21 protein-coding genes, 2 tRNA genes and 1 pseudogene are annotated in these 20,833 nt (G+C 54.5%); 14 read left to right on the top strand and 10 right to left on the bottom strand.

The features are described 5' to 3' along the window. Positions 1–37: 37 nt before the first annotated feature. Together ACNQ0W_RS09780 and ACNQ0W_RS09775 are read right to left on the bottom strand one after the other, a co-directional pair. Complete coding sequence (locus ACNQ0W_RS09780; RefSeq protein WP_015570678.1) at positions 38–934, bottom strand: aldo/keto reductase; 897 nt, start codon at positions 932–934, stop codon at positions 38–40. A 48-nt stretch (positions 935–982) separates the two neighbouring features. Beyond that, a complete protein-coding gene (locus ACNQ0W_RS09775) occupies positions 983–1,222 on the bottom strand; it encodes a DUF1289 domain-containing protein (RefSeq protein ID WP_003857614.1) in 240 nt (79 codons plus the stop codon). 147 nt (positions 1,223–1,369) lie between these two features. Here ACNQ0W_RS09775 and eptA point away from each other — a divergent pair, with 147 nt between their 5' ends. From eptA to rnt, 5 genes are all read left to right on the top strand, one after another. Continuing rightward, entirely contained in the window at positions 1,370–2,995 is a 1,626-nt protein-coding gene (gene eptA / locus ACNQ0W_RS09770) for a phosphoethanolamine transferase EptA (protein ID WP_062932718.1), read from the top strand. Positions 2,996–3,036: 41 nt separating this feature from the next. Then, complete coding sequence (locus ACNQ0W_RS09765) at positions 3,037–3,636, top strand: TetR/AcrR family transcriptional regulator (RefSeq protein ID WP_003857618.1); 600 nt, start codon at positions 3,037–3,039, stop codon at positions 3,634–3,636. Positions 3,637–3,689: 53 nt separating this feature from the next. Further along, positions 3,690–4,787, top strand: coding sequence for an alkene reductase (locus tag ACNQ0W_RS09760; RefSeq protein WP_015570682.1), 1,098 nt, complete (start codon positions 3,690–3,692; stop codon positions 4,785–4,787). Between the two features lie 99 nt (positions 4,788–4,886). Then, entirely contained in the window at positions 4,887–5,294 is a 408-nt protein-coding gene (gloA, locus tag ACNQ0W_RS09755) for a lactoylglutathione lyase (RefSeq protein ID WP_003857623.1), read from the top strand. A 96-nt stretch (positions 5,295–5,390) separates the two neighbouring features. Next, entirely contained in the window at positions 5,391–6,050 is a 660-nt protein-coding gene (gene rnt / locus ACNQ0W_RS09750) for a ribonuclease T (RefSeq protein ID WP_047051409.1), read from the top strand. A 78-nt stretch (positions 6,051–6,128) separates the two neighbouring features. Here rnt and grxD read toward each other — a convergent pair whose 3' ends face one another. Further along, entirely contained in the window at positions 6,129–6,476 is a 348-nt protein-coding gene (gene grxD / locus ACNQ0W_RS09745; protein WP_003832760.1) for a monothiol glutaredoxin 4, read from the bottom strand. 338 nt (positions 6,477–6,814) lie between these two features. Here grxD and ACNQ0W_RS09740 point away from each other — a divergent pair, with 338 nt between their 5' ends. Next, entirely contained in the window at positions 6,815–7,573 is a 759-nt protein-coding gene (locus ACNQ0W_RS09740; RefSeq protein WP_045338780.1) for a C40 family peptidase, read from the top strand. A 122-nt stretch (positions 7,574–7,695) separates the two neighbouring features. Continuing rightward, positions 7,696–8,277, top strand: a complete 582-nt coding sequence (gene sodB / locus ACNQ0W_RS09735; RefSeq protein WP_017384606.1) for a superoxide dismutase [Fe] — start codon at positions 7,696–7,698, stop codon at positions 8,275–8,277. Positions 8,278–8,314: 37 nt separating this feature from the next. Here the strand turns inward: sodB and ACNQ0W_RS09730 are convergent, their stop codons facing one another. Both ACNQ0W_RS09730 and ACNQ0W_RS09725 read right to left on the bottom strand, forming a co-directional pair. After that, a complete protein-coding gene (locus ACNQ0W_RS09730) occupies positions 8,315–9,481 on the bottom strand; it encodes an MFS transporter (RefSeq protein WP_017384607.1) in 1,167 nt (388 codons plus the stop codon). A gap of 161 nt (positions 9,482–9,642) precedes the next feature. Next, positions 9,643–9,732 carry a YnhF family membrane protein gene (locus tag ACNQ0W_RS09725; RefSeq protein ID WP_003857632.1) on the bottom strand — a complete coding sequence of 30 codons (90 nt, stop codon included), beginning with the start codon at positions 9,730–9,732 and terminating at the stop codon, positions 9,643–9,645. A gap of 297 nt (positions 9,733–10,029) precedes the next feature. On the opposite strand from ACNQ0W_RS09725, the gene purR reads away from it, so the two are divergent. After that, complete coding sequence (gene purR / locus ACNQ0W_RS09720; protein ID WP_003857634.1) at positions 10,030–11,055, top strand: HTH-type transcriptional repressor PurR; 1,026 nt, start codon at positions 10,030–10,032, stop codon at positions 11,053–11,055. 17 nt (positions 11,056–11,072) lie between these two features. On the opposite strand, the gene punR is transcribed toward purR, so the two are convergent. After that, positions 11,073–11,984 carry a DNA-binding transcriptional activator PunR gene (punR, locus tag ACNQ0W_RS09715; protein WP_003857638.1) on the bottom strand — a complete coding sequence of 304 codons (912 nt, stop codon included), beginning with the start codon at positions 11,982–11,984 and terminating at the stop codon, positions 11,073–11,075. A 113-nt stretch (positions 11,985–12,097) separates the two neighbouring features. Here punR and punC point away from each other — a divergent pair, with 113 nt between their 5' ends. After that, the gene (punC, locus tag ACNQ0W_RS09710; RefSeq protein WP_017384608.1) at positions 12,098–13,297 is read left to right on the top strand and encodes a purine nucleoside transporter PunC; all 1,200 of its coding nucleotides are present in this window, start codon (positions 12,098–12,100) and stop codon (positions 13,295–13,297) included. 298 nt (positions 13,298–13,595) lie between these two features. Continuing rightward, a complete protein-coding gene (gene cfa, locus ACNQ0W_RS09705; protein WP_047051416.1) occupies positions 13,596–14,744 on the top strand; it encodes a cyclopropane fatty acyl phospholipid synthase in 1,149 nt (382 codons plus the stop codon). 30 nt (positions 14,745–14,774) lie between these two features. Here cfa and ACNQ0W_RS09700 read toward each other — a convergent pair whose 3' ends face one another. Next, on the bottom strand, positions 14,775–15,416 hold the full coding sequence (locus ACNQ0W_RS09700) for a riboflavin synthase (protein ID WP_017384610.1): 642 nt from the start codon (positions 15,414–15,416) through the stop codon (positions 14,775–14,777). Between the two features lie 225 nt (positions 15,417–15,641). Here ACNQ0W_RS09700 and mdtK point away from each other — a divergent pair, with 225 nt between their 5' ends. From mdtK to ACNQ0W_RS09685, 3 genes are all read left to right on the top strand, one after another. Further along, positions 15,642–17,015 carry an MdtK family multidrug efflux MATE transporter gene (gene mdtK, locus ACNQ0W_RS09695; RefSeq protein WP_017384611.1) on the top strand — a complete coding sequence of 458 codons (1,374 nt, stop codon included), beginning with the start codon at positions 15,642–15,644 and terminating at the stop codon, positions 17,013–17,015. A gap of 153 nt (positions 17,016–17,168) precedes the next feature. Continuing rightward, a tRNA-Val gene (locus ACNQ0W_RS09690) sits at positions 17,169–17,245 on the top strand. A gap of 4 nt (positions 17,246–17,249) precedes the next feature. Beyond that, a tRNA-Val gene (locus tag ACNQ0W_RS09685) sits at positions 17,250–17,326 on the top strand. A gap of 178 nt (positions 17,327–17,504) precedes the next feature. Here ACNQ0W_RS09685 and ACNQ0W_RS09680 read toward each other — a convergent pair. From ACNQ0W_RS09680 to ACNQ0W_RS09670, 3 genes and pseudogenes are all read right to left on the bottom strand, one after another. Beyond that, entirely contained in the window at positions 17,505–17,975 is a 471-nt protein-coding gene (locus tag ACNQ0W_RS09680; protein WP_026080712.1) for an Hsp20 family protein, read from the bottom strand. 172 nt (positions 17,976–18,147) lie between these two features. Continuing rightward, positions 18,148–18,348 (bottom strand): cell surface composition regulator GlgS, encoded by a 201-nt coding sequence (glgS, locus tag ACNQ0W_RS09675; RefSeq protein WP_049019332.1) that lies wholly within the window; start codon positions 18,346–18,348, stop codon positions 18,148–18,150. Between the two features lie 399 nt (positions 18,349–18,747). Next, positions 18,748–18,876: pseudogene (locus ACNQ0W_RS09670) on the bottom strand (hypothetical protein); the annotation flags it as partial. Between the two features lie 343 nt (positions 18,877–19,219). Between ACNQ0W_RS09670 and ACNQ0W_RS09665 the strand changes: the two are divergent. Next, positions 19,220–20,815, top strand: a complete 1,596-nt coding sequence (locus tag ACNQ0W_RS09665; protein WP_116329890.1) for an FAD-NAD(P)-binding protein — start codon at positions 19,220–19,222, stop codon at positions 20,813–20,815. Positions 20,816–20,833 lie beyond the last annotated feature (18 nt).

The following is a 20,833-nucleotide window of genomic DNA, read 5'->3' as shown; positions in this document are numbered from 1 at the left end:
GGCGCAGATTTCACCGGAAAGTCAGGTTCAGGCGTGCTCAGGGTACGTCGTAGCCCAGCGCCGCCTTGCGGATGCGGAACCACTGCTGGCGCGTCATATCCAGCTCCTCAGCCACAAGCGCAGCGCGGACGCGCTCAATTTTGCCGGAGCCAATAATTGGCAGCGGTTTAGACGGCAGGCGCAGGATCCAGGCGTAAACCACCTGCTCGATACTCTCCGCATTCAGTTCGCGCGCCACCGTTTCAAGCTCGTTACGCAGCGGCTGGAATGCCTCATCGTTAAACAGGCGGCCGCCTCCCAGACAGGACCATGCCATTGGACGGATGCGCAGCTGTTGCAGTTGGTCGAGCGTGCCATCCAGCAGCAGCGGCTGATGAACAGGCGAGATCTCCACCTGATTCGTCGCCAGCGTAAACGGCAGGCGAGACTGCAATAACGCAAACTGTGCCGGGGTGAAGTTAGACACGCCAAAATGGCGCACCTTTCCGCTCTGGTGCAGCGTCAGGAAGGCTTCCGCGACCTCATCCGCATCCATCAACGGATCGGGACGGTGGATAAGCAGCAGGTCGATGCGATCGGTCGCCAGGTTGATCAGTGACTGCTCGGCGCTTTTAACGATATGCGCGCTGTCAGTGATGTAATGCCCAAGCGCATGCTCCGGTTTTGCTGTGGTGGCAATACCGCATTTGGTCACAATCTCCATACGTTCACGCAGCGCTGGCGCTCGCTTCAGCGCTTCGCCAAAGGCGGCCTCGCACTGATAGCCGCCATAAATATCAGCGTGATCGACGGTGGTGATCCCGAGATCGAGATGCTCTTCTATAAAGTCCGCCAGCTGGACCGGAGACATATTCCAGTCCATGAGGCGCCAGTAGCCCATAACAAATCGGGAGAATTCCGGGCCCTGCGGGGCAAGGGTAATACGCTGAACCATAACATTTTCCTCAAGGAAGTCTTGTTACCAGTATACGCAATTACCCTGCTAAAACAGTGAAGGTTGCTGAGGTTCTTCGGGTTCAACCGCTTTGTTTGCACGAATTTTGCGCAGCAGACGCTGTCGGCAGAGCCGTAAGACCTCCTGCTTTTGCGCGTCGCTGAAATTTTGCCAGTTAAAACGTTCATCGCGCGTGCGCATGCAGCCACGGCAGTATCCTCGTTCATCAACCTGGCAAATACCCCGGCACGGGCTCTGGACAGGGAAAAATTCCAGTTGCTCTGCCACACCTACCTCCAGAACGTCATTATTCCCTACAGTGAGGACCCTAAATGGCTTGCATGCAAGGATGTCCGCCACAAACAGGAGATTAAGGTTTCGCTAATCTTCCCTTCTTATACTCGCCGCATTGATATAACGAATGGTCTGTTCATCATGTGGTTCACTAAAAAGTTACACTGTAACGATATAAAATTTACTCTGGGCTGTGCACTTTTCTTCACCGTACTGAATGCACTGTTTATCCAGCGCAGCTGGTCAATCATTGCGCCTGCGCATCTGCACGATGTCCTGTTTGCTGCCAGCGTGCCGCTGGTACTGTTCTGCGGCTGGGTGATTGTCTTCAGCCTGTTAAATATCCCCTTTATTCGTAAGCCGCTCCTGATTGTCCTGACCCTGGGATGTGCCGCCGCGACCTGGTTTATGTATTCCTATGGTACGGTTATCGATCAGAACATGATTGTGAACGTGTTCGAGACTAATTCTCAGGAAGCGACTGCCCTGGTGACGCCGCAGATGATCCTGTGGCTGGTCGTAGCGGGTCTGGTTCCATCTGTTGTGTTAGCCCTGACGCGCATTCGCACAGGAAAATGGTGGTATGCCCTCCTGACGCGCTTCGCCGCTATGCTGGGTGCGCTGCTGGTGATCATCCTGGTCGCGTCAGTGTTCTATAAAGACTATGCTTCGCTGTTCCGTAATAATAAAAGCATCGTCAAAATGGTCACCCCGGCGAATTACGTGAGCGCCCTGGTGAAATACAGCAAAATGCGTTGGTTTGCCGGCGACCAGACGCTGGTCCGCATTGGCGAAGATGCTCATAAAGGCGCGCTGATTTCCGGCCAACGCAAGAAAACCGTGCTGGTTGTGGTGGTGGGTGAAGCCTCCCGCGCCGCAAACTACTCGTTAAATGGTTACCCGCGTGAAACCAACCCAGAGCTGAAAAAGCAGGATGTCATCAACTTCCCGCGGGCCTCCTCCTGTGGCACGGAAACCGCCGTTTCCGTCCCCTGCATGTTCTCCGGTATGACGCGGAAAAAATATGACGCGGACCTCGCCCATCATCAGGAAGGTCTGCTCGATGTCCTTAACCATGCCGGGTTCAACCTGCTGTGGCGCGACAACGACGGCGGGTGTAAAGGCGCCTGCGACCGCGTGCCGCACACGGACATGACCCAGTGGAAACTGGATCAGTTCTGTAAGGACAAATCCTGTATCGACGACGTCAACCTGTACCGCCTGGACAATGTGCTGGATGGAATAAAGCAGGATACGGTTCTGGTTATTCACCTGATGGGCAGCCACGGTCCGGCCTATTACAAACGCTACCCGGACAACTTCCGCAAGTTCACCCCAACCTGCGATACCAATGAAATACAGGATTGCGATCATCAGTCGCTGATCAATACCTATGACAACACGATTCTGTATACCGACAGCGTCGTCAGCCGAACCATCGACGCGCTGAAAGCCCGGCAGGCCAACATGAACACGGCGCTCATTTACCTCTCCGATCACGGTGAATCGCTGGGTGAGAGCGGAATTTACCTGCACGGTACGCCGTATATGCTGGCCCCGGAGCAGCAAACGCATATTCCGTTTATGTTCTGGCTCTCCCCGGATTATGCGAAAAACTTCGGCGTAAACACGGATTGCCTGCGTGACCATGCCGCAAAAGAGGCGGTTTCACAGGACAATTTATTCGCCACCGTTCTGGGCATGATGGACGTGAAATCAGCGGTTTATCAGCCGCAGCTGGATATTCTGTCGCAGTGTCGTCGCTAAGCGGGCTTGCATTAGACCGAACGGTCTATTAGAGTAAGGGCATGAGCAGACACACTGAACACGATACACGAGAACATTTGCTGGCTACCGGCGAGCGCCTTTGCATGCATCGCGGGTTTACCGGGATGGGGCTGAGCGAGTTGTTAAAAACTGCTGAAGTACCTAAGGGATCGTTTTATCACTATTTTCGATCCAAAGAGGCGTTTGGCGTTGCCATGCTGGAGCGGCACTACGCCAGCTACCATCAGCGCCTGGCAGCCCACTTCGCCAGCGGTGAAGGTGACTACCGGGATCGTGTTCTGAACTACTATCAGGAAACGCTGACGCAGTTCTGTCAGCAGGGCATCATCAGCGGCTGCCTGACGGTAAAACTGTCTGCCGAAGTGTGCGATCTCTCCGAAGATATGCGCACCGCCATGGATAAAGGAGCCAGCGGCGTGATTGCCCTGTTGGCTCAGGCGCTGGAGAGCGGGCGCAATGAAAAAACGCTCTCCTTCTCCGGCGATCCGCTCACGCAGGCACAGGTGCTCTATTCCCTCTGGTTAGGCGCCAACCTGCAAGCAAAAATGTCTCGCAGCGCCGTGCCGCTCGAAAGCGCGCTGGCGCATGTGAAAAACTGTATAACCGCGCCTGGCGTGTAGCCGGCGTTTTTATTTACCCTTTTACTAGTCGACTGGTCTACTCAGGAGCCATTATGTCCGCTGAAAAGCTGTTTACCCCACTGAAAGTGGGTGCCGTTACTGCCCCAAACCGCGTGTTTATGGCCCCACTCACCCGTCTGCGCAGCATCGAGCCGGGCGATATCCCAACGCCATTGATGGGTGAGTATTATCGTCAGCGCGCCAGCGCGGGCCTGATTATTTCCGAAGCCACGCAGATTTCTGCCCAGGCAAAAGGCTACGCCGGTGCGCCGGGTCTGCACAGCCCGGAACAGATCGCCGCGTGGAAAAAAATCACCGCAGGCGTGCATGCTGAAGATGGTCGTATTGCCGTTCAGCTGTGGCACACCGGTCGTATCTCACACAGCAGCATCCAGCCTGGCGGTCAGGCGCCGGTTTCGGCCTCTGCCCTGAACGCCAATACCCGCACTTCCCTGCGCGATGAAAACGGTAATGCGATCCGCGTTGACACCACCACGCCACGCGCGCTGGAGCTGGACGAGATCCCGGGTATCGTGAATGATTTCCGTCAGGCCGTCGCCAACGCCCGTGAAGCGGGCTTCGACCTGGTTGAGCTGCACTCTGCGCACGGTTACCTGCTGCATCAGTTCCTGTCCCCGTCTTCCAACCAGCGTACCGACCAGTACGGCGGCAGCGTTGAAAACCGCGCGCGCCTGGTGCTTGAAGTGGTCGATGCTGTCTGTAATGAGTGGAGCGCAGACCGCATTGGTATTCGTGTCTCCCCGATCGGTACTTTCCAGAACGTCGACAACGGTCCGAACGAAGAAGCAGACGCGCTGTATCTGATTGAAGAGCTGGCGAAACGCGGTATCGCCTATCTGCACATGTCCGAGCCGGACTGGGCAGGTGGCAAGCCTTACAGTGAAGCCTTCCGCCAGAAAGTGCGCGAGCGCTTCCACGGCGTGATTATCGGGGCGGGCGCGTATACGGCAGAGAAAGCCGAGGATCTGATCGGGAAAGGCCTGATCGACGCCGTGGCCTTTGGCCGCGATTACATTGCTAACCCGGATCTGGTTGCCCGTTTGCAGAAGAAAGCCGAACTGAACCCACAGCGCCCTGAAAGTTTCTATGGCGGCGGCGCGGAAGGTTATACCGACTACCCTTCACTGTAATCCCGCTTTGTACATTGATAGCGGCGACCTTTCGCCGCTATACTAAAACATCGTTTCTGTTCAAAAAGATAATTCATTCCACTGTTTAATGAGGAAATTATGCGCCTACTTCACACCATGCTGCGCGTTGGCGACCTGCAACGTTCCATCGATTTCTACACTAACGTTCTGGGCATGAAGCTGCTGCGCACCAGCGAAAATCCGGAATATAAATACTCTCTGGCGTTTGTTGGTTACGGCCCGGAATCTGATGAAGCGGTCATCGAGCTGACTTACAACTGGGGCGTGGACAGCTACGAGCTGGGTACAGCTTACGGCCACATCGCGCTGGAAGTGGATAACGCCGCCGAAGCCTGCGAACGTATCCGCAGCAATGGCGGTAACGTCACCCGTGAAGCCGGTCCGGTTAAAGGCGGTACCACCGTCATTGCGTTTGTGGAAGATCCGGACGGTTATAAAATCGAACTGATCGAAGCCAAAGACGCTGGTCGCGGTCTGGGCAATTGATCCCGCAGGGCGCACTATGCGCCCGTTGTTTTGCTGCATCCCCTCTCAAAATTTGCCATAATGCGCACTGCTTTTTCCCCCTTGTAAGAGACCCTGATGTCCGATAACGCTCAATTTACCGGTCTGTGCGACCGTTTTCGTGGTTTTTATCCCGTTGTTATTGATGTAGAAACAGCCGGATTTAACGCTAAAACCGATGCGCTGCTTGAGATTGCCGCCATCACGCTGAAGATGGATGAACAGGGCTGGCTTGTACCGGACACCACGCTGCATTTCCACGTTGAACCCTTTGAAGGGGCAAACTTACAGCCAGAGGCGCTGGCCTTTAACGGTATCGATCCGACAAACCCGCTGCGCGGGGCGGTAAGCGAATACGAGGCGCTGCACGCCATTTTCAAAATGGTGCGCAAAGGCATGAAAGAGAATGACTGTAGCCGCGCCATCATGGTGGCCCATAACGCTACGTTCGATCACAGCTTCACCATGGCTGCCGCCGAGCGCGCCTCGCTGAAGCGTAATCCATTCCATCCGTTTGTGACCTTCGACACCGCCGCGCTGAGCGGCCTGGCGCTGGGGCAAACCGTGCTCTCTAAAGCCTGCATCACGGCGGGTATTGCGTTTGACGGCACCCAGGCACATTCCGCGTTATACGACACCGAGCGTACGGCGGAGCTGTTCTGTGAGATCGTCAACCGCTGGAAACGTCTCGGCGGCTGGCCGCTGCCGATGGGCGACGAGGCCGATCCTCAATCGTAGGTTGGGTAATTAACAGCCCCACAGGACAAAAAAAAGCGACCAACATAATGTGGTCGCTTTTTTATATCCGCAGAAAACTTATTCTGCGTCCGGCTCTTCGGTTTTATACTTCGCCGCAGTCTCTTTGATCAGCTGTTGCAGTTCGCCGCGCTGATACATTTCAATCAGGATGTCGCATCCGCCAACCAGTTCACCATCAACCCACAGCTGCGGGAAGGTCGGCCAGTTGGCGTATTTTGGCAGTTCAGCGCGAATGTCCGGGTTTTGCAGGATATCAACGTAAGCAAAACGCTCACCACAGGCGGACAGCGCCTGGACCGCTTGCGCGGAGAAGCCGCAGCTTGGCAGCTTCGGAGAACCTTTCATGTACAGGAGAATCGGGTTTTCAGCGATCTGGCGCTGAATTTTTTCAATAGTGGTGCTCATGTCTTGCTTCCTTTAACTTCTGTTACGGCATCAGTCTGACATTGTAGCGGGTCAGGCCGACATCGGAAAATAACATTTTTGTCACGTCTAATTATTTTATCGCTTATCGCATAAAGTTGCATTGCTAATGTCGTTTATCGCCAGACGGGGTGCGGTTTTGCTTAAGGAGCGAACAAGAGTACGACAGAATGGTGAATTTTTTTGCACTTGCTAACGAAACACAATTTTTGAATGAAAAATGCTATTAACTTCTTCTGATTTTATGGATTAGAATCGACAGGTTTTGTAAATCTCACGCGGGTATGCATTGTGGCCTGCATTTATCAGGGGACTGCCCAGTGGCGCGGATAACTAAAATCTCGATGACGCTCTGTGCTTTACTGTTTACCACACTCTCATTTACGCCAGCGGCGAACGCCTCTGAACAGGCGCGGCATTCTGCTGTACAAAAATCGCATCTGGCAAAAACCACAGAACGTAAGAAAAAAACCACCAGCAAAACAGTAAAGAAGAAAACCACCGCTCAGACCAAAAAGACCGCCTCCAGTAAAACCAAAACTCTCCGTTCCGGCACACACAAAACCACCCGCACGACTGCCAGCCTGGTGAATGAAAAATGCACCGTGCGCAAAGGCCATAAAACGAAATGTGCAAAAGTGACGAAGCTGGCTGACGTGCATAAAGCGCGTATGCAGAAAGCGCAAAAAACGGCGATGAACAAACTGATGGGGCAAATAGGTAAACCGTATCGCTGGGGCGGCACTTCTCCGCGCACCGGTTTTGACTGTAGTGGGCTGGTTTATTATGCCTATAAAGATCTGGTGAAGTTTCGCATTCCGCGCACCGCCAATGAGATGTACCATCTGCGCGACGCCGCGCCTGTAAACCGTGGCGAACTGCAAAATGGCGACCTGGTGTTCTTCCGCACCCAGGGACGCGGTACGGCCGATCACGTTGGGGTGTATGTGGGTAACGGTAAATTTATCCAGTCACCGCGCAGCGGTCAGGACATTCAGATCACCTCCCTCAGCGAAGATTACTGGGTGCGCCACTATGTGGGTGCACGCCGCGTGATGACGCCAAAAACCATCCGCTAGCCCCTGCCCTGCCGCCTCCGTGGCAGGGTAAGTTCCTCTTTTGCATACCCTTTCAATTTGCTATTCTGTCCTTGTTGTCTGTAGGGTTATTGGCAACGTATAAAACTATAAGGAGAGAAGCAATGTCGTTCGAATTACCTGCACTACCGTATGCAAAAGACGCCCTGGCCCCGCATATTTCCGCGGAAACCCTGGAGTACCATTACGGCAAGCATCACCAGACCTATGTCACCAACCTGAACAATCTGATCAAGGGCACCGATTTTGAAGGCAAAACGCTGGAAGAGATCGTGCGCAGTTCAGACGGTGGCGTATTCAACAACGCCGCTCAGGTGTGGAACCACACCTTCTACTGGCACTGCCTGGCCCCCAATGCAGGCGGAGAACCTGCCGGTGAGCTGGCGGCAGCGATTAACGCCGCGTTCGGCAGTTTCGCGGATTTTAAAGCGAAGTTTACTGACGCCGCCGTTAAAAACTTTGGCTCCGGCTGGACCTGGCTGGTCAAAGAGGCTGATGGCAAACTGGCTATCGTTTCCACCTCTAATGCGGGTACCCCTCTGACCACCAGCGCCACGCCGCTGATGACCGTGGACGTATGGGAACACGCCTATTACATTGATTACCGTAATGCGCGCCCGAACTACCTGGAACACTTCTGGGCACTGGTTAACTGGGAATTTGTTGCGAAGAACTTCGCCGCGTAAGAGACACGCAGAAGGGGAAGCCCTTCTGCGTTTTTGTTTATTCCGCCGTACACACCGCTTCAGGCTGTTTACGACCAGACATCATCACCAGCAGCAGACCGAGTGCGGCAATGATCGCCCCCATCACCGGCACAAAGCTGTAACCCAGACCACCGGAGATCACCGCCCCACCCGCTGCGGCCCCCAGCGCATTGCCCAGGTTAAACGCACCGATATTCACGGACGAAGAGAGCCCCGGCGCTTCGTGCGCAACGCGCATTACGCGCATCTGCAACGGTGGCACCACGGCAAAGGTTGCGGCGCCCCACACCACCATGGCAATCGCGGCACCCACTTCGTTACGCGCCAGCCACGGGATCGCCACCATGATGACAATCAGCAGCGTTAAAAAACCTTTCAGCGTCCCGCTGACGGAGCGGTCGGCAAATTTCCCGCCGAGATAGTTGCCAATCGAGAACCCGACACCAATCAGCACCAGCATCGCGGTAACAAAGAGTGGCGTTGCGTGGGTAATGTCGTGCAACACCGGGGAGATATAGGTGTAGAGCGTAAACATCGCCCCCGCCCCCAGCACCGTGGTGAGCAGCGCGGACAACACCTGAGGACGCATTAGCACCGCCAGCTCTTTGCGTACTTCCGGACGTTCTCCCGCACTTCCTTTCGGCAGTGAGAAGAACAGCGCAACCATCGCGACCACGCCCAGTCCGGCGGTTGCGAGGAAAGACATACGCCAGCCGATGGCTTCTCCCAGCCAGGTGGCAGCGGGAACGCCGCCGATATTAGCGATGGTGAGACCCATAAACATAGTGGCTACCGCGCTGGCCTGCTTATGTTTTGGCACCACACTGGCGGCGACAACCGAGCCCAGTCCGAAGAAGGCGCCATGATTGAGGCTGGTCAGAATGCGCGAAAGCATCAGAGTGGTGTAATCGGGCGAAATCGCGGAAAGCACATTTCCGAGGGTGAAAATCGCCATCAGGAAAATCAGCGCATTGCGGCGAGCGCGGTGCGAAAGCAGCAGCGTCATCAGCGGCGCGCCCACCATCACGCCAATCGCGTAGGCGCTAATTAACATACCGGCCGCAGGGATAGAGACGTCCACACCCCGGGCGATAACAGGCAATAACCCCATCGGGGAGAATTCAGTGGTGCCAATCCCGAAGGCGCCAATCGCCAGGGCCAGCAGGGGAAAATTGATTTTCATGAAGAGACTCCGGATACCGTGCCATAACCCGGCACAGAACTAAGAAGTCAAAAGCATGACATCAATCACAAAAAATGAGAAGTTAACATTTTGGCAAAAGATTTTTGCCGGAGAGGTAACAATAGCGGCAAGAGAGGGAGAAGGTTCTCCCCCCTCCTGAATCAGTGCAGCGCAGCGGTTAAACCACCGGCAACAATCAGAGCAAGAACAACAATGGTGGTAAACAGCGAAAACTTCAGATCGGTACTCATCAATTTTTCTCCTTTTATTCACCCTACGAAAAGTGAGCTTGCTCATTTTTACACAGTTCAGGTCAAAAATCTTCCAGGATTTAAACGGATATCCACTTTACCTCTTCCCCTTTTCATCAAGATAGGACAAAATTCCACGCTAAATTTATTAGCGTACCGGCCACTGACCCCCTCCTGACGTCCTGTGTCGTTTTCCCGGCGTGTCGCAACTCATGTTTGCGTAATAAGGGTGAGAGAAGGCAAACGTTTACCTTCAATTTTTTCAGGAGCTTAGGATATGGTCTGGAGTGACATTTAATGGCAACAATTAAAGACGTAGCAAAACGCGCAAACGTTTCCACTACAACCGTATCACATGTTATTAACAAAACGCGTTTCGTCGCTGAAGAGACGCGTAATGCCGTCTGGGCGGCAATCAAAGAGCTGCACTACTCGCCAAGTGCGGTCGCCCGCAGTCTGAAGGTTAATCACACCAAATCGATTGGTCTGCTGGCCACCAGCAGTGAAGCGGCCTACTTTGCTGAAATCATCGAAGCCGTTGAAAAAAACTGCTTCCAGAAAGGCTATACCCTGATTCTGGGCAACGCGTGGAACAACATTGAAAAACAGCGCGCTTACCTGTCAATGATGGCGCAAAAGCGCGTCGACGGCCTGCTGGTAATGTGTTCTGAATACCCCGAGTCGGTCCTTTCCATGCTGGAAGAGTATCGCCACATTCCGATGGTGGTCATGGACTGGGGCGAAGCGCGCGCAGACTTTACCGACTCCGTTATTGATAACGCCTTTGAAGGCGGCTACATGGCGGGGCGTTATCTGGTAGAACGCGGTCATCGTGAAATTGGCGTGATCCCGGGTCCGCTGGAGCGTAACACCGGGGCTGGTCGTCTGGCCGGTTTCATGAAAGCGATGGAAGAGGCGCTGATCACCGTGCCGGAAAACTGGATTGTTCAGGGCGACTTCGAGCCGGAGTCGGGCTACCGCGCCATGCAGCAGATCGTCTCCCAGCCGCATCGCCCTACTGCGGTGTTCTGCGGCGGCGACATCATGGCGATGGGCGCGCTCTGCGCGGCGGATGAACTCGGCCTGCGCGTCCCGCAGGATATCTCGGTGATCGGCTATGACAACGTGCGCAACGCTCGCTTCTTTACCCCGGCGCTGACCACCATTCACCAGCCGAAAGATTCGCTGGGTGAAACGGCCTTCAATATGCTGCTGGACAGGATCGTCAACAAGCGTGAACAGTCCCAGTCCATTGAAGTCCACCCGCGCCTGATTGAACGCCGTTCCGTTGCGGACGGTCCGTTCCGCGACTACCGTCGTTAATCTCATTACGGGGCCAGCTATGCTGGTTCCCGCAACCACTCCCGGTTCAGCGTTTCACTGTCGCCCAGATAATCCAGCAGCCAGGCCATGGCGGGCGAGACGTCGTTTTGCTGCCACGTCAGACAGCACGCGGCATCCGGGAAGGGGTTTTCCAGCGTCAGAGCCACCCACTCTCCCGCGTCGATGCGCGGGCGCGCAAAATGCACCGGCACCATGCCAACGCACAGCCCCGCGCTCAGACAGGTGGCCGACGACTCCCAGTCCGGCGCGACCACGCGGCGCTGATTATCCAGCAGCCAGGTAATGCGCTTGGGCAGCGAGCGGGAGGTATCTTCCAGCACCAGCGAGGGCCAGTTGCGTAAGGTGTCATCGCTCAGCGGACCTTCCAGCGCCGCCAGCGGGTGATCGCGCGCGACCACGCAGGTCCAGCTCAGCATGCCCATGTCGCGAAACGCGTAGCGCCCCCCAACCGGGATCGCCTGGGTCGCACCAATCGCCATCTCCGCCCTGCCGTCCGCCAGCGCATCCCAGACGCCGTTGAACACTTCCTGCGATACACGCAGTTCGACGTCGGAAAAATGACGATAGAAATCGACGATCATCTGCCGGGTCCGCTCCGGCTTAACGATGTTATCCACCGCAATAGCGAGATGCCCGCGCCAGCCGTTGGCGATCTGCTGGCACTGCTCACGGGTGATCTGCATTTTTTTGATAACAGATCGCCCTTCCTTCAAAAACCACGCGCCGGCAGGCGTGAGCTCCACGTCGCGATGGCGCCGCTCAAACAGCGGGACCGCCAGCCACGCTTCCAGCTGGCGCACCGTATAGCTGATAGCCGAGGGAACGCGATGCAGCTCCTGGGCGGCGCCGGTAAAGCTGCCGTTACGCGCCACGGCATCAACCACTTCAAGGGAATAATCTGACCACATCTTTAGCCTGCAAAATTTTTGAATGCACCCGCCAAATATTAGCGTTTCACAAGCCGCTTTGCACTCCCTACACTCTGCGCCAACGTACACCTGACTCCTCAGGAGAAAAAACAGTGCAACCCAGGAAAGGATTTTTAGTCTGGCTCGGCGGCTTAAGCGTGCTGGGCTTTTTGGCGACCGACATGTATCTGCCCGCGTTCGCCGCGATGCAGGAAGATTTGCAAACCCCTGCCGCCGCCATCAGCGCCAGTTTGAGTTTGTTCCTCGCCGGTTTTGCTTTTGCGCAATTGCTGTGGGGGCCGCTCTCGGATCGTTTTGGCCGTAAGCCCGTCCTGTTATTGGGTCTGGCGATTTTTGCCGTAGGCTGTCTGGGCATGCTGTGGGTCCGCGATGCCGCCTGGCTGCTGGCGCTGCGCTTTATTCAGGCGGTCGGTGTCTGTGCCGCTGCGGTCACCTGGCAGGCGCTGGTGACCGATTACTACCCCGCCTCGCGCACTAACCGGATATTCGCCACCATTATGCCGCTGGTCGGCCTGTCGCCAGCACTCGCCCCATTACTGGGCAGCTGGATCCTCGCGCATTTCGACTGGCAGGCCATTTTCGCCACGCTCTTTGCTATTACGCTGGTCCTGATGCTGCCCGCGTTCGGACTTAAACCGGCGCATAAAAAAGCGACGCATCCGGACGCGAAGCCCATTACCTTTACCTCTTTACTGCGGTCGAAAGCCTATCGCGGTAACGTGCTGATTTATGCCGCCTGCTCTGCCAGCTTCTTTGCCTGGCTAACCGGTTCGCCGTTCATTCTGCATGACATGGGCTACAGCCCGGCGGCTATCGGCCTGAGCTATGTACCACAGACCATCGCCTTCCTGGTGGGTGGCTATGGCTGTCGCGCCGCGCTGCAAAAATGGGAAGGCCAACAGATGCTGCCCTGGCTGCTGGTGCTGTATGCGCTAAGCGTGATTGCGACCTGGGCTGTCGGCTTTATTCCGGGCGCCGGGCTTGCAGAAATTTTGATTCCGTTCTGCGTCATGGCGATCGCTAACGGGGCCATCTACCCTATTGTTGTAGCTCAGGCGTTGCGTCCATTTCCGCAGGCGACAGGCCGCGCTGCCGCGCTGCAAAATACCCTGCAACTTGGCCTGTGCTTCCTGGCAAGTCTCGTGGTCTCTGCGTTGATTGCAACCCCGCTGCTCACCACCACCAGCGTGATGCTGGTCACCGTTGCGCTGGCGGGATTGGGCTATCGCATGCAGTCCTCAGCTCATCGCGAGCAGAGTGAAAACGCGCAGACAGAAACGTCGCACGCCTGATTGCGTGGGAAACTATGTTAAAAACCAGTGATTAGGTTGCTAACAATTTTCTGTTGAATCACCTAATTTTGCGGCCTATACTGAATTTGGTTCGATTAAATACGATAAATATTAAGTGTTAACGGGAGCCGGAGCGCTCCCGTTTTACCATGGAAGGCATTTCGGCAAGGGTTATCTCCCTTCCTCTGTTCTACGTCGGATATTAGCCTCGCGGGCATTTACCGTGAGATTTCTCACAAACCAAAAAAGCGTCTACGCTGTTTTAAGGTTCTGATCACAGCAAGGTGATGGAGAAGCTATGAGTTCATCGTGTATAGAAGAAGTCAGCGTTCCGGACGATAACTGGTCCCGGATCGTCAGTGAACTGTTGGGACGTGCGGGCATTACGATTAATGGCTCATCCCCCTCCGATCCCCAGATTAAGCATCCCGATTTTTTCAAACGCGTGTTACAGGAGGGATCGTTAGGGCTGGGTGAAAGCTATATGGACGGCTGGTGGGAGTGTGAGCGGCTGGATATGTTCTTCTCCAGCGTATTACGCGCCGGTCTTGAAAAACAGCTCCCTCGTCATTTCAAAGATACTTTACGTATCGCTTCCGCCCGCCTGTTCAATCTGCAAAGTAAAAAACGGGCGTGGATCGTCGGTAAAGAGCATTACGACCTGGGCAACGATCTGTTCAGCCGTATGCTCGATCCTTTAATGCAGTACTCCTGCGGATACTGGAAAAAAGCGACGACCCTGGAAGAGGCGCAGCAGGACAAGCTGCAACTGATCTGCGATAAATTGCAGTTACAGCCCGGCATGCGTGTGCTGGACATCGGCTGTGGCTGGGGTGGTCTTGCCTGGTTTATGGCGAAAAATTACGGCGTCAGCGTAGTCGGCGTCACGATTTCGGCTGAACAGCAGAAGATGGCGCAGGAGCGCTGTCTGGGACTGGATGTTGATATCCGGCTTCAGGACTACCGCGACCTGAACGAGCAGTTCGATCGTATTGTTTCCGTAGGTATGTTCGAGCACGTGGGGCCGAAGAACTACAAAACCTACTTCGAGGTCGCCGATCGTAACCTGAAGCCTGACGGAATTTTCCTGCTGCACACCATCGGCTCTAAACGCACCGATAACAATGTGGACCCGTGGATCAACAAATATATCTTCCCGAATGGCTGTTTACCCTCTGTTCGCCATATTGCGAACGCCAGCGAACCGCATTTTATTGTGGAAGACTGGCATAACTTCGGCGCAGATTACGACACGACCCTAATGGCCTGGCATGAACGTTTCCAGGCTGCATGGCCTGAAATCGCCGACAACTATTCGGAACGATTCAAACGGATGTTTAGCTATTATCTGAATGCCTGTGCGGGCGCGTTCCGCGCGCGGGATATACAGCTATGGCAGGTGGTCTTTAGCCGTGGGATTGAGCACGGCTTGCGGGTGGCCCGCTAAAAAATAACCCCGGTTAACCGGGGTTATTTTTTATTCTTCTTCCACGGTCTTTATTATCGCCGCCTCTTTCGCCGCCAGCACGCGCTCAACGGTATCCACGACCGCCTGGGTCTGGGGATCAATTTCGATATTCACGCGCTGCCCCAGTTTTTTTGCGCCAAGCGTAGTACGTTGCAGCGTTTCAGGAATTAAATGCACGCAAAAACGCGTTGGCGTCACTTCACCGACGGTCAGACTAATCCCATCGATGCCAATAAATCCTTTATAAAGGATGTATTTCATTAATGACGGGTCCTGCACCTTAAACCAGATTTGACGGTTATTTTCCGAGGTCACGATTTTCGCCACTTCTGCGGTGGTCATAATATGACCCGACATCAGATGCCCGCCAATCTCATCGCTGAATTTCGCCGCGCGTTCAACGTTGACGATATCTCCCACCACCAGCTCACCCAGGTTAGTGATGCGCAGCGTCTCTTTCATTAAATCAAAGCTAATCTGGTTACCGTTAATTTCGGTCACCGTCAGGCAGCAGCCGTTATGCGCTATCGACGCCCCGGTTTCAATGCCATCGAGCATATATTCAGGCAGCTCAACCACGTGAGTGCGGAAATTCGGTTTTTCATCAATGGACACCACTTTGGCAGTGCCCTGCACAATACCAGTAAACATGCTTACAGCTCCTGTTCATTCCGAACGGCGATGACACCGTATAATCCCACCACAATAACAGTTGAAAAAACAGGTTGCCAGTGATGCGCAATTTCTGGCGATTTTTTCACTAGATAATTAGTTAAACCCCGCTACAATAGCTGGCATCCCTCTGTTTTTTCTTCTTGCTGCCAGTAACGGCGGCCTTTTTAGTCTCTCAAATAACTACAATACAAAGGTGTTCACGTGCAGAAGTATATGATCGAAGCGCGTCAGTTATTGGCACTGGCCATACCGGTGATCGTCGCGCAGGTAGCCCAAACAGCAATGGGATTTGTGGATACGGTAATGGCCGGTGGTTACAGCGCCACCGATATGGCCGCCGTGGCGATCGGAACCTCAATCTGGCTCCCGGCCATTCTTTTTGGTCACGGCCTGCTGCTGGCGCTGACGCCGGTTATCGCGCAGCTTAACGGCTCCGGTCGACGCGACCGCGTGGCCCATCAGGTGCGCCAGGGCTTTTGGCTCGCCGGGGGAGTCTCCGTCCTGATTATGATCGTGCTGTGGAACGCCGGGTATATTATTCGCGCCATGCATAATATCGACCCGGCGCTGGCGGATAAGGCGGTCGGTTATCTACGCGCCCTGCTCTGGGGCGCCCCCGGCTATCTGTTCTTCCAGGTGGCACGTAACCAGTGTGAAGGGCTGGCAAAAACCAAGCCGGGCATGGTGATGGGCTTTATCGGCTTGCTGGTGAACATTCCCGTGAACTATATCTTCATTTACGGTCATTTTGGCATGCCGGAACTCGGCGGCGTCGGCTGTGGCGTGGCGACGGCTGCGGTGTACTGGGTGATGTTCGGCTGTATGCTCACCTACATTAAACATGCGCGATCCATGCGTGACATTCGTAACGACACCTCGTTCAGCGCACCTGACTGGACGCTCATGACCCGTCTCATTCAGCTGGGGTTACCCATTGCGTTGGCGCTGTTCTTCGAAGTGACGCTGTTTGCCGTCGTCGCCCTGCTGGTCTCGCCGTTAGGGATTATTGATGTGGCAGGACACCAGATCGCCCTGAACTTCAGCTCTTTGATGTTCGTCCTGCCGATGTCCCTGGCTGCTGCGGTGACGATTCGCGTGGGCTTCCGTCTGGGGCAAGGCTCGACGCTGGACGCGCAAACGGCAGCCCGTACCGGCCTTGGCGTCGGCGTCTGCATGGCAGTCTGTACCGCGCTCTTTACCGTGCTGTTGCGTGAGCAAATTGCCCTGCTCTATAACGACAACCCGGAGGTAGTGACCCTGGCCTCGCATCTGATGCTGCTGGCGGCCATTTATCAGATCTCTGACTCCATCCAGGTGATTGGCAGCGGCGTGCTGCGTGGGTATAAAGATACGCGTTCCATCTTCTTCATCACCTTTATCGCTTACTGGGTGCTGGGCCTGCCGTGCGGGTACATTCTGGCGCTCACGGATCTGGTGGTGGATCGCATGGGGCCAGCCGGATTCTGGATGGGCTTTATCATCGGCTTAACGTCTGCGGCCATTATGATGATGCTGCGTATGCGCTTCCTGCAACGTCAGCCGTCTGCGGTCATTTTGCAGCGCGCTGCACGTTAATGACACAGTAGCCGCCGGCTGGCGGCTACTTTCTCTTCACTTTGCGCGGTAATGAAGCAATCGCGTGAAATCAGAGAGAAAAATGCATTTTCCCTCTTGCCACCTTGGGGCTGTGCCGCTAATATTCGTCCCCGTTGTCACCGACAACACAATGCGTTCATAGCTCAGTTGGTTAGAGCACCACCTTGACATGGTGGGGGTCGTTGGTTCGAGTCCAATTGAACGCACCATTCTGCGTCTGTAGCTCAGTTGGTTAGAGCACCACCTTGACATGGTGGGGGTCGATGGTTCGAGTCCATTCAGACGCACCAATCTGTTTTTCCGCACATTTCATTCCCGTTCAGCCTCATGCAGAGGCAGCAAACCTTTTAAGCACATCGAAAGTGACCTCCAGCCCGCGCGTACCGGGAAAAGCGGAATGGCATAAGCCCCATCAGGTTAGCAAAACGCCCGGCGTTTACCGGGCGTGAAAACAACGTCAGTCAATGATTACGGCTTATGTTCAATCGCCGGGTTGTTGTTGATGGCGATGCGCTGCGGTTTCTCTTCTTCCGGGATATCCTGGTGTAATTCAATCGCCAGCAAGCCGTTTTCCAGCGAAGCGCCGGTTACTTTCACATGCTCCGGCAGACTATAGCTGGCCCGGAAGTCGCTGCGGCTGATACCCCGATGGATCCACCCTTCTTCCCCGTTTTCGGTTTTCTCTTCTTCACGTTTACCGCTGATATTCAGCTGACCGCCAACGGTTTCAATTTCAAGTTCGCTCTCTTTCCAGCCCGGCACGCTGAGCGTCAGTTCATAGCGGTTATCACCCACCCGCCGGATATTGTAAGAAGGCGTGGAGGGCAACGGCGTACTGCCGGTTAGCTGGCTAAAAAGGCGATCGATACGGTTAAAACGGTCCGCAAACAGAGAGTCGGAGAGATCGTTCAACATGGGAAAAGCTCTGAGAGTCATCATGTACCTCCTGAACAGTAAAAAAGAATATTCAAAAAGTTCATGTCTTACGGGCAGGTATTCCTGACCCGCTTTCTATATGAGGTTACCGCACAATATTTCAACCTCAGGAGCCTGCAAAATGTAGCTGGAACCTAAAAAACGCAACGGGCCGTTAAGCCCGTTGTTCGTTACATCATCGCAGTTCTATCACTCTCGCCCGCTCAGCCTGCTTTCGGTAGTGGTCATATCGCTCCCGGAACCATACCTGCTGTTCATCACTCATATTGCCGGTCACGGCATCGATATCAACTGGCTGGCCCAGGGCGTACATACGGGCAAAACTGCGTGCCAGAAAATCAAAATTCTTTAATGCGTTAATATCTTGTCGCTTCATTAGCATATCCCTCCAGTCATTGTGATTACTGTTCAAGGTCATATGCTTTTCTGATCTCAGTATCCGCCTGAAAAAGATCGTTTTTTGAGCGATGCGTGCGCATCCATCTGCCAGTGTTCACATTTCAGGAACGACAAAACTCTTCAGCCCTGGTAATGATTTTCCCTCCTTTTATCACTCATGCAGAAAGCATAAACGCCAGCCATGCAGCAAGTTCGCCATGTAGCCGGAAGGTCGAACGGCGTCCTTTAATGCCAGACGCTGTAACAGATCACCCAGCGCGTTCAGGTGGGTTTCCACCTGCAAGCGTCTTATCAGTGCGAATAACAGACAAAGAACGTTTACACTGGCGGAGGGGGAGGGTTTTACCTGCCGGGGCGGTTCGGAGGCACCATAACCTGAACAGAATCGCTTCGACTGGCTCAGACTGCCGTCATTGCAGACAAAACGACCATCCGATGTACAGTGTGCTATGCCACCTTTTGAGCCAGAGCAGGGCTGTCTTCCACGGGCGGCATCAGCCTGCATGTTAAAAAGTACACTGACCGTAAGAAGGAGAATTCTCATGATAAAATCAGCTGGTTCTCCTCACTGACGCCGTGCAGGTCAAACCCACCGGCAAAGTTACCGTACTTTTTAACCCCTATCACATACAGATAATCGATAAACCTGGGACCAAACAGTTATTCCTTTCAGAAAATCAGGCAGAATTATATCTAATCAGCCAGAGTCAATTGAATTGACTTTCCCATAAGTTCAGGAAGGGGGCTACATCCCTCTTCTAAACGTCTTAATTTCTCCCTTCATTGAATGACTTAGCCTTTCTCCTGCTACGCTTGTTTTATGGTTCAGAAACGCAGGAACGCTTTCGATGAAAAAAATCGCCATTATCGGCTCAGGCCCAACAGGGATTTACACCTTTTACTCACTTCTTAACAACGCAGCGCCGCTTTCGATCACCGTGTTCGAAAAAGCAGACCAACCCGGTGTTGGGATGCCCTACAGCGACGAGGATAATTCCCGGCTGATGCTGGCGAACATCGCCAGTATCGAAATCCCGCCTATTTTTATTACCTACCTCGACTGGCTCAAACAGCAGAGTGCGGCCCATCTTGCCCGCTATAACGTCGACAGTGAGAAGCTGCACGACCGGCAATTCCTGCCGCGTATTCTGTTGGGTGAATATTTTCACGACCGCTTTCTTGCCGTCGTTGCTGAGGCAAAAAAGGCGGGCTTTCATGTCGAGGTGCACCCCAACGCAGAAGTCACAGATATTAAGGCTGATGCAGACGGCGTGGCCCTTTCAGTGAACAATGCCCCTTTCTCAAGGCGGTTTGATCTTGCGGTAGTCGCCACCGGTCACGTCTGGCCTGATGAAGATGAAACCACCCGCGCATATTTCCCAAGCCCATGGTCGGGGCTGATGGACGCGGAGATCCGCGCCTGTGAGGTGGGGATCATGGGTACCTCCCTCAGCGGGCTGGACGCCGCGATGGCGGTTGTGATGCAGCATGGCCGGTTTAGCGGGGAGCAGTTCGTTGTCAATAAAGGCAGCGAGGGGCTAACAATCACGCTGATGTCCCGCACGGGCGTTCTGCCGGAGGCCGACTTTTACTGCCCTATCCCTTATGAACCGCTGTCGGTGTTAACCGAGTCTGTGGTGGCAAGCGAAATCACCAAAGGCCCGGACGGGCTGCTTGACCGCATCTTTGCGCTGATGGTGAAAGAGCTTGAGCTGGCCGATCCGCGCTGGTGCCAGGAGATATCGCTCGGTACGCTGAGTGCCGACACGCTTCGTGATGTCTGGTTTGAGGATCGTAAAAAGCATGGCCCCTTCAGCTGGGCCGAAGCGAATCTGAAAGAAGTGGAGCGTAACAAGCGCGAGAAACGCACCGTTGCCTGGCGCTATACCGTGCTTCGTCTGCATGAAGTGGTTCAGGCCATCGTCCCTTCACTCAGTGAGCATGACAGAGAGCGGTTTAAATCCGGGCTGGAGCGTGTGTTTATTGATAATTATGCCGCCATTCCACCGCAGTCTATCCGCCGTTTACTGGCGCTGCGCGAGGCAGGGATCATTAGCGTGGTCGCACTCGGTGATGATTACGACCTGGATATCGGCAGCGATCAGACCGTCATCACCACGGCAGAAAAAAGTTACCGCTTCGACGTGTTTATCGACGCGCGCGGGCAAAAGCCGCTCAGAAACAAAGACATTCCCTTCCCCACCCTGCGTAAACAGCTTGCGGAAACCGGCGATGACGTCCCGGACGTGGGGGAAGACTATACGTTGCTGGCGCCTGCATCACTGCGGGGGCGCATCGCTTTTGGGGCGATCCCCTGGCTGATGCACGATCATCCGTTTGTTCAGGGTTTGTCTGAGTGCGCTGAAATTGGTAAAGCGATGGCGAAAGCGGCTGGAAAACCTGCGTCGGGCGTGCGAAGAAAGTTACCTTACACGGAGTTTTAACAGGGCTTCCCTGCCCTG

It is taken from the genome of Enterobacter cloacae complex sp. 6730903 (genome assembly GCF_048283985.1).
In the GTDB taxonomy this organism is placed as follows: Bacteria; Pseudomonadota; Gammaproteobacteria; order Enterobacterales; family Enterobacteriaceae; genus Enterobacter; species Enterobacter hormaechei_C.
Note: the sequence above shows the minus strand (reverse complement) of the source record. Positions and strands in the feature narration are given on the sequence as shown.

Bases quoted from the DNA above. Each gene is read 5' to 3' on its own strand.
- cfa (WP_047051416.1), top strand. From the start codon at position 13,596: ATGAGTTCATCGTGTATAGAAGAAGTCAGCGTTCCGGACGATAACTGG.
- glgS (WP_049019332.1), bottom strand. From the start codon at position 18,348: ATGAAGCGACAAGATATTAACGCATTAAAGAATTTTGATTTTCTGGCA.
- ACNQ0W_RS09700 (WP_017384610.1), bottom strand. From the start codon at position 15,416: ATGTTTACTGGTATTGTGCAGGGCACTGCCAAAGTGGTGTCCATTGAT.
- ACNQ0W_RS09780 (WP_015570678.1), bottom strand. From the start codon at position 934: ATGGTTCAGCGTATTACCCTTGCCCCGCAGGGCCCGGAATTCTCCCGA.
- ACNQ0W_RS09680 (WP_026080712.1), bottom strand. From the start codon at position 17,975: ATGATGACTCTCAGAGCTTTTCCCATGTTGAACGATCTCTCCGACTCT.
- sodB (WP_017384606.1), top strand. From the start codon at position 7,696: ATGTCGTTCGAATTACCTGCACTACCGTATGCAAAAGACGCCCTGGCC.
- purR (WP_003857634.1), top strand. From the start codon at position 10,030: ATGGCAACAATTAAAGACGTAGCAAAACGCGCAAACGTTTCCACTACA.
- rnt (WP_047051409.1), top strand. From the start codon at position 5,391: ATGTCCGATAACGCTCAATTTACCGGTCTGTGCGACCGTTTTCGTGGT.
- ACNQ0W_RS09760 (WP_015570682.1), top strand. From the start codon at position 3,690: ATGTCCGCTGAAAAGCTGTTTACCCCACTGAAAGTGGGTGCCGTTACT.
- grxD (WP_003832760.1), bottom strand. From the start codon at position 6,476: ATGAGCACCACTATTGAAAAAATTCAGCGCCAGATCGCTGAAAACCCG.
- punR (WP_003857638.1), bottom strand. From the start codon at position 11,984: ATGTGGTCAGATTATTCCCTTGAAGTGGTTGATGCCGTGGCGCGTAAC.
- ACNQ0W_RS09765 (WP_003857618.1), top strand. From the start codon at position 3,037: ATGAGCAGACACACTGAACACGATACACGAGAACATTTGCTGGCTACC.
- ACNQ0W_RS09730 (WP_017384607.1), bottom strand. From the start codon at position 9,481: ATGAAAATCAATTTTCCCCTGCTGGCCCTGGCGATTGGCGCCTTCGGG.
- eptA (WP_062932718.1), top strand. From the start codon at position 1,370: ATGTGGTTCACTAAAAAGTTACACTGTAACGATATAAAATTTACTCTG.
- gloA (WP_003857623.1), top strand. From the start codon at position 4,887: ATGCGCCTACTTCACACCATGCTGCGCGTTGGCGACCTGCAACGTTCC.
- ACNQ0W_RS09725 (WP_003857632.1), bottom strand. From the start codon at position 9,732: ATGAGTACCGATCTGAAGTTTTCGCTGTTTACCACCATTGTTGTTCTT.
- ACNQ0W_RS09665 (WP_116329890.1), top strand. From the start codon at position 19,220: ATGAAAAAAATCGCCATTATCGGCTCAGGCCCAACAGGGATTTACACC.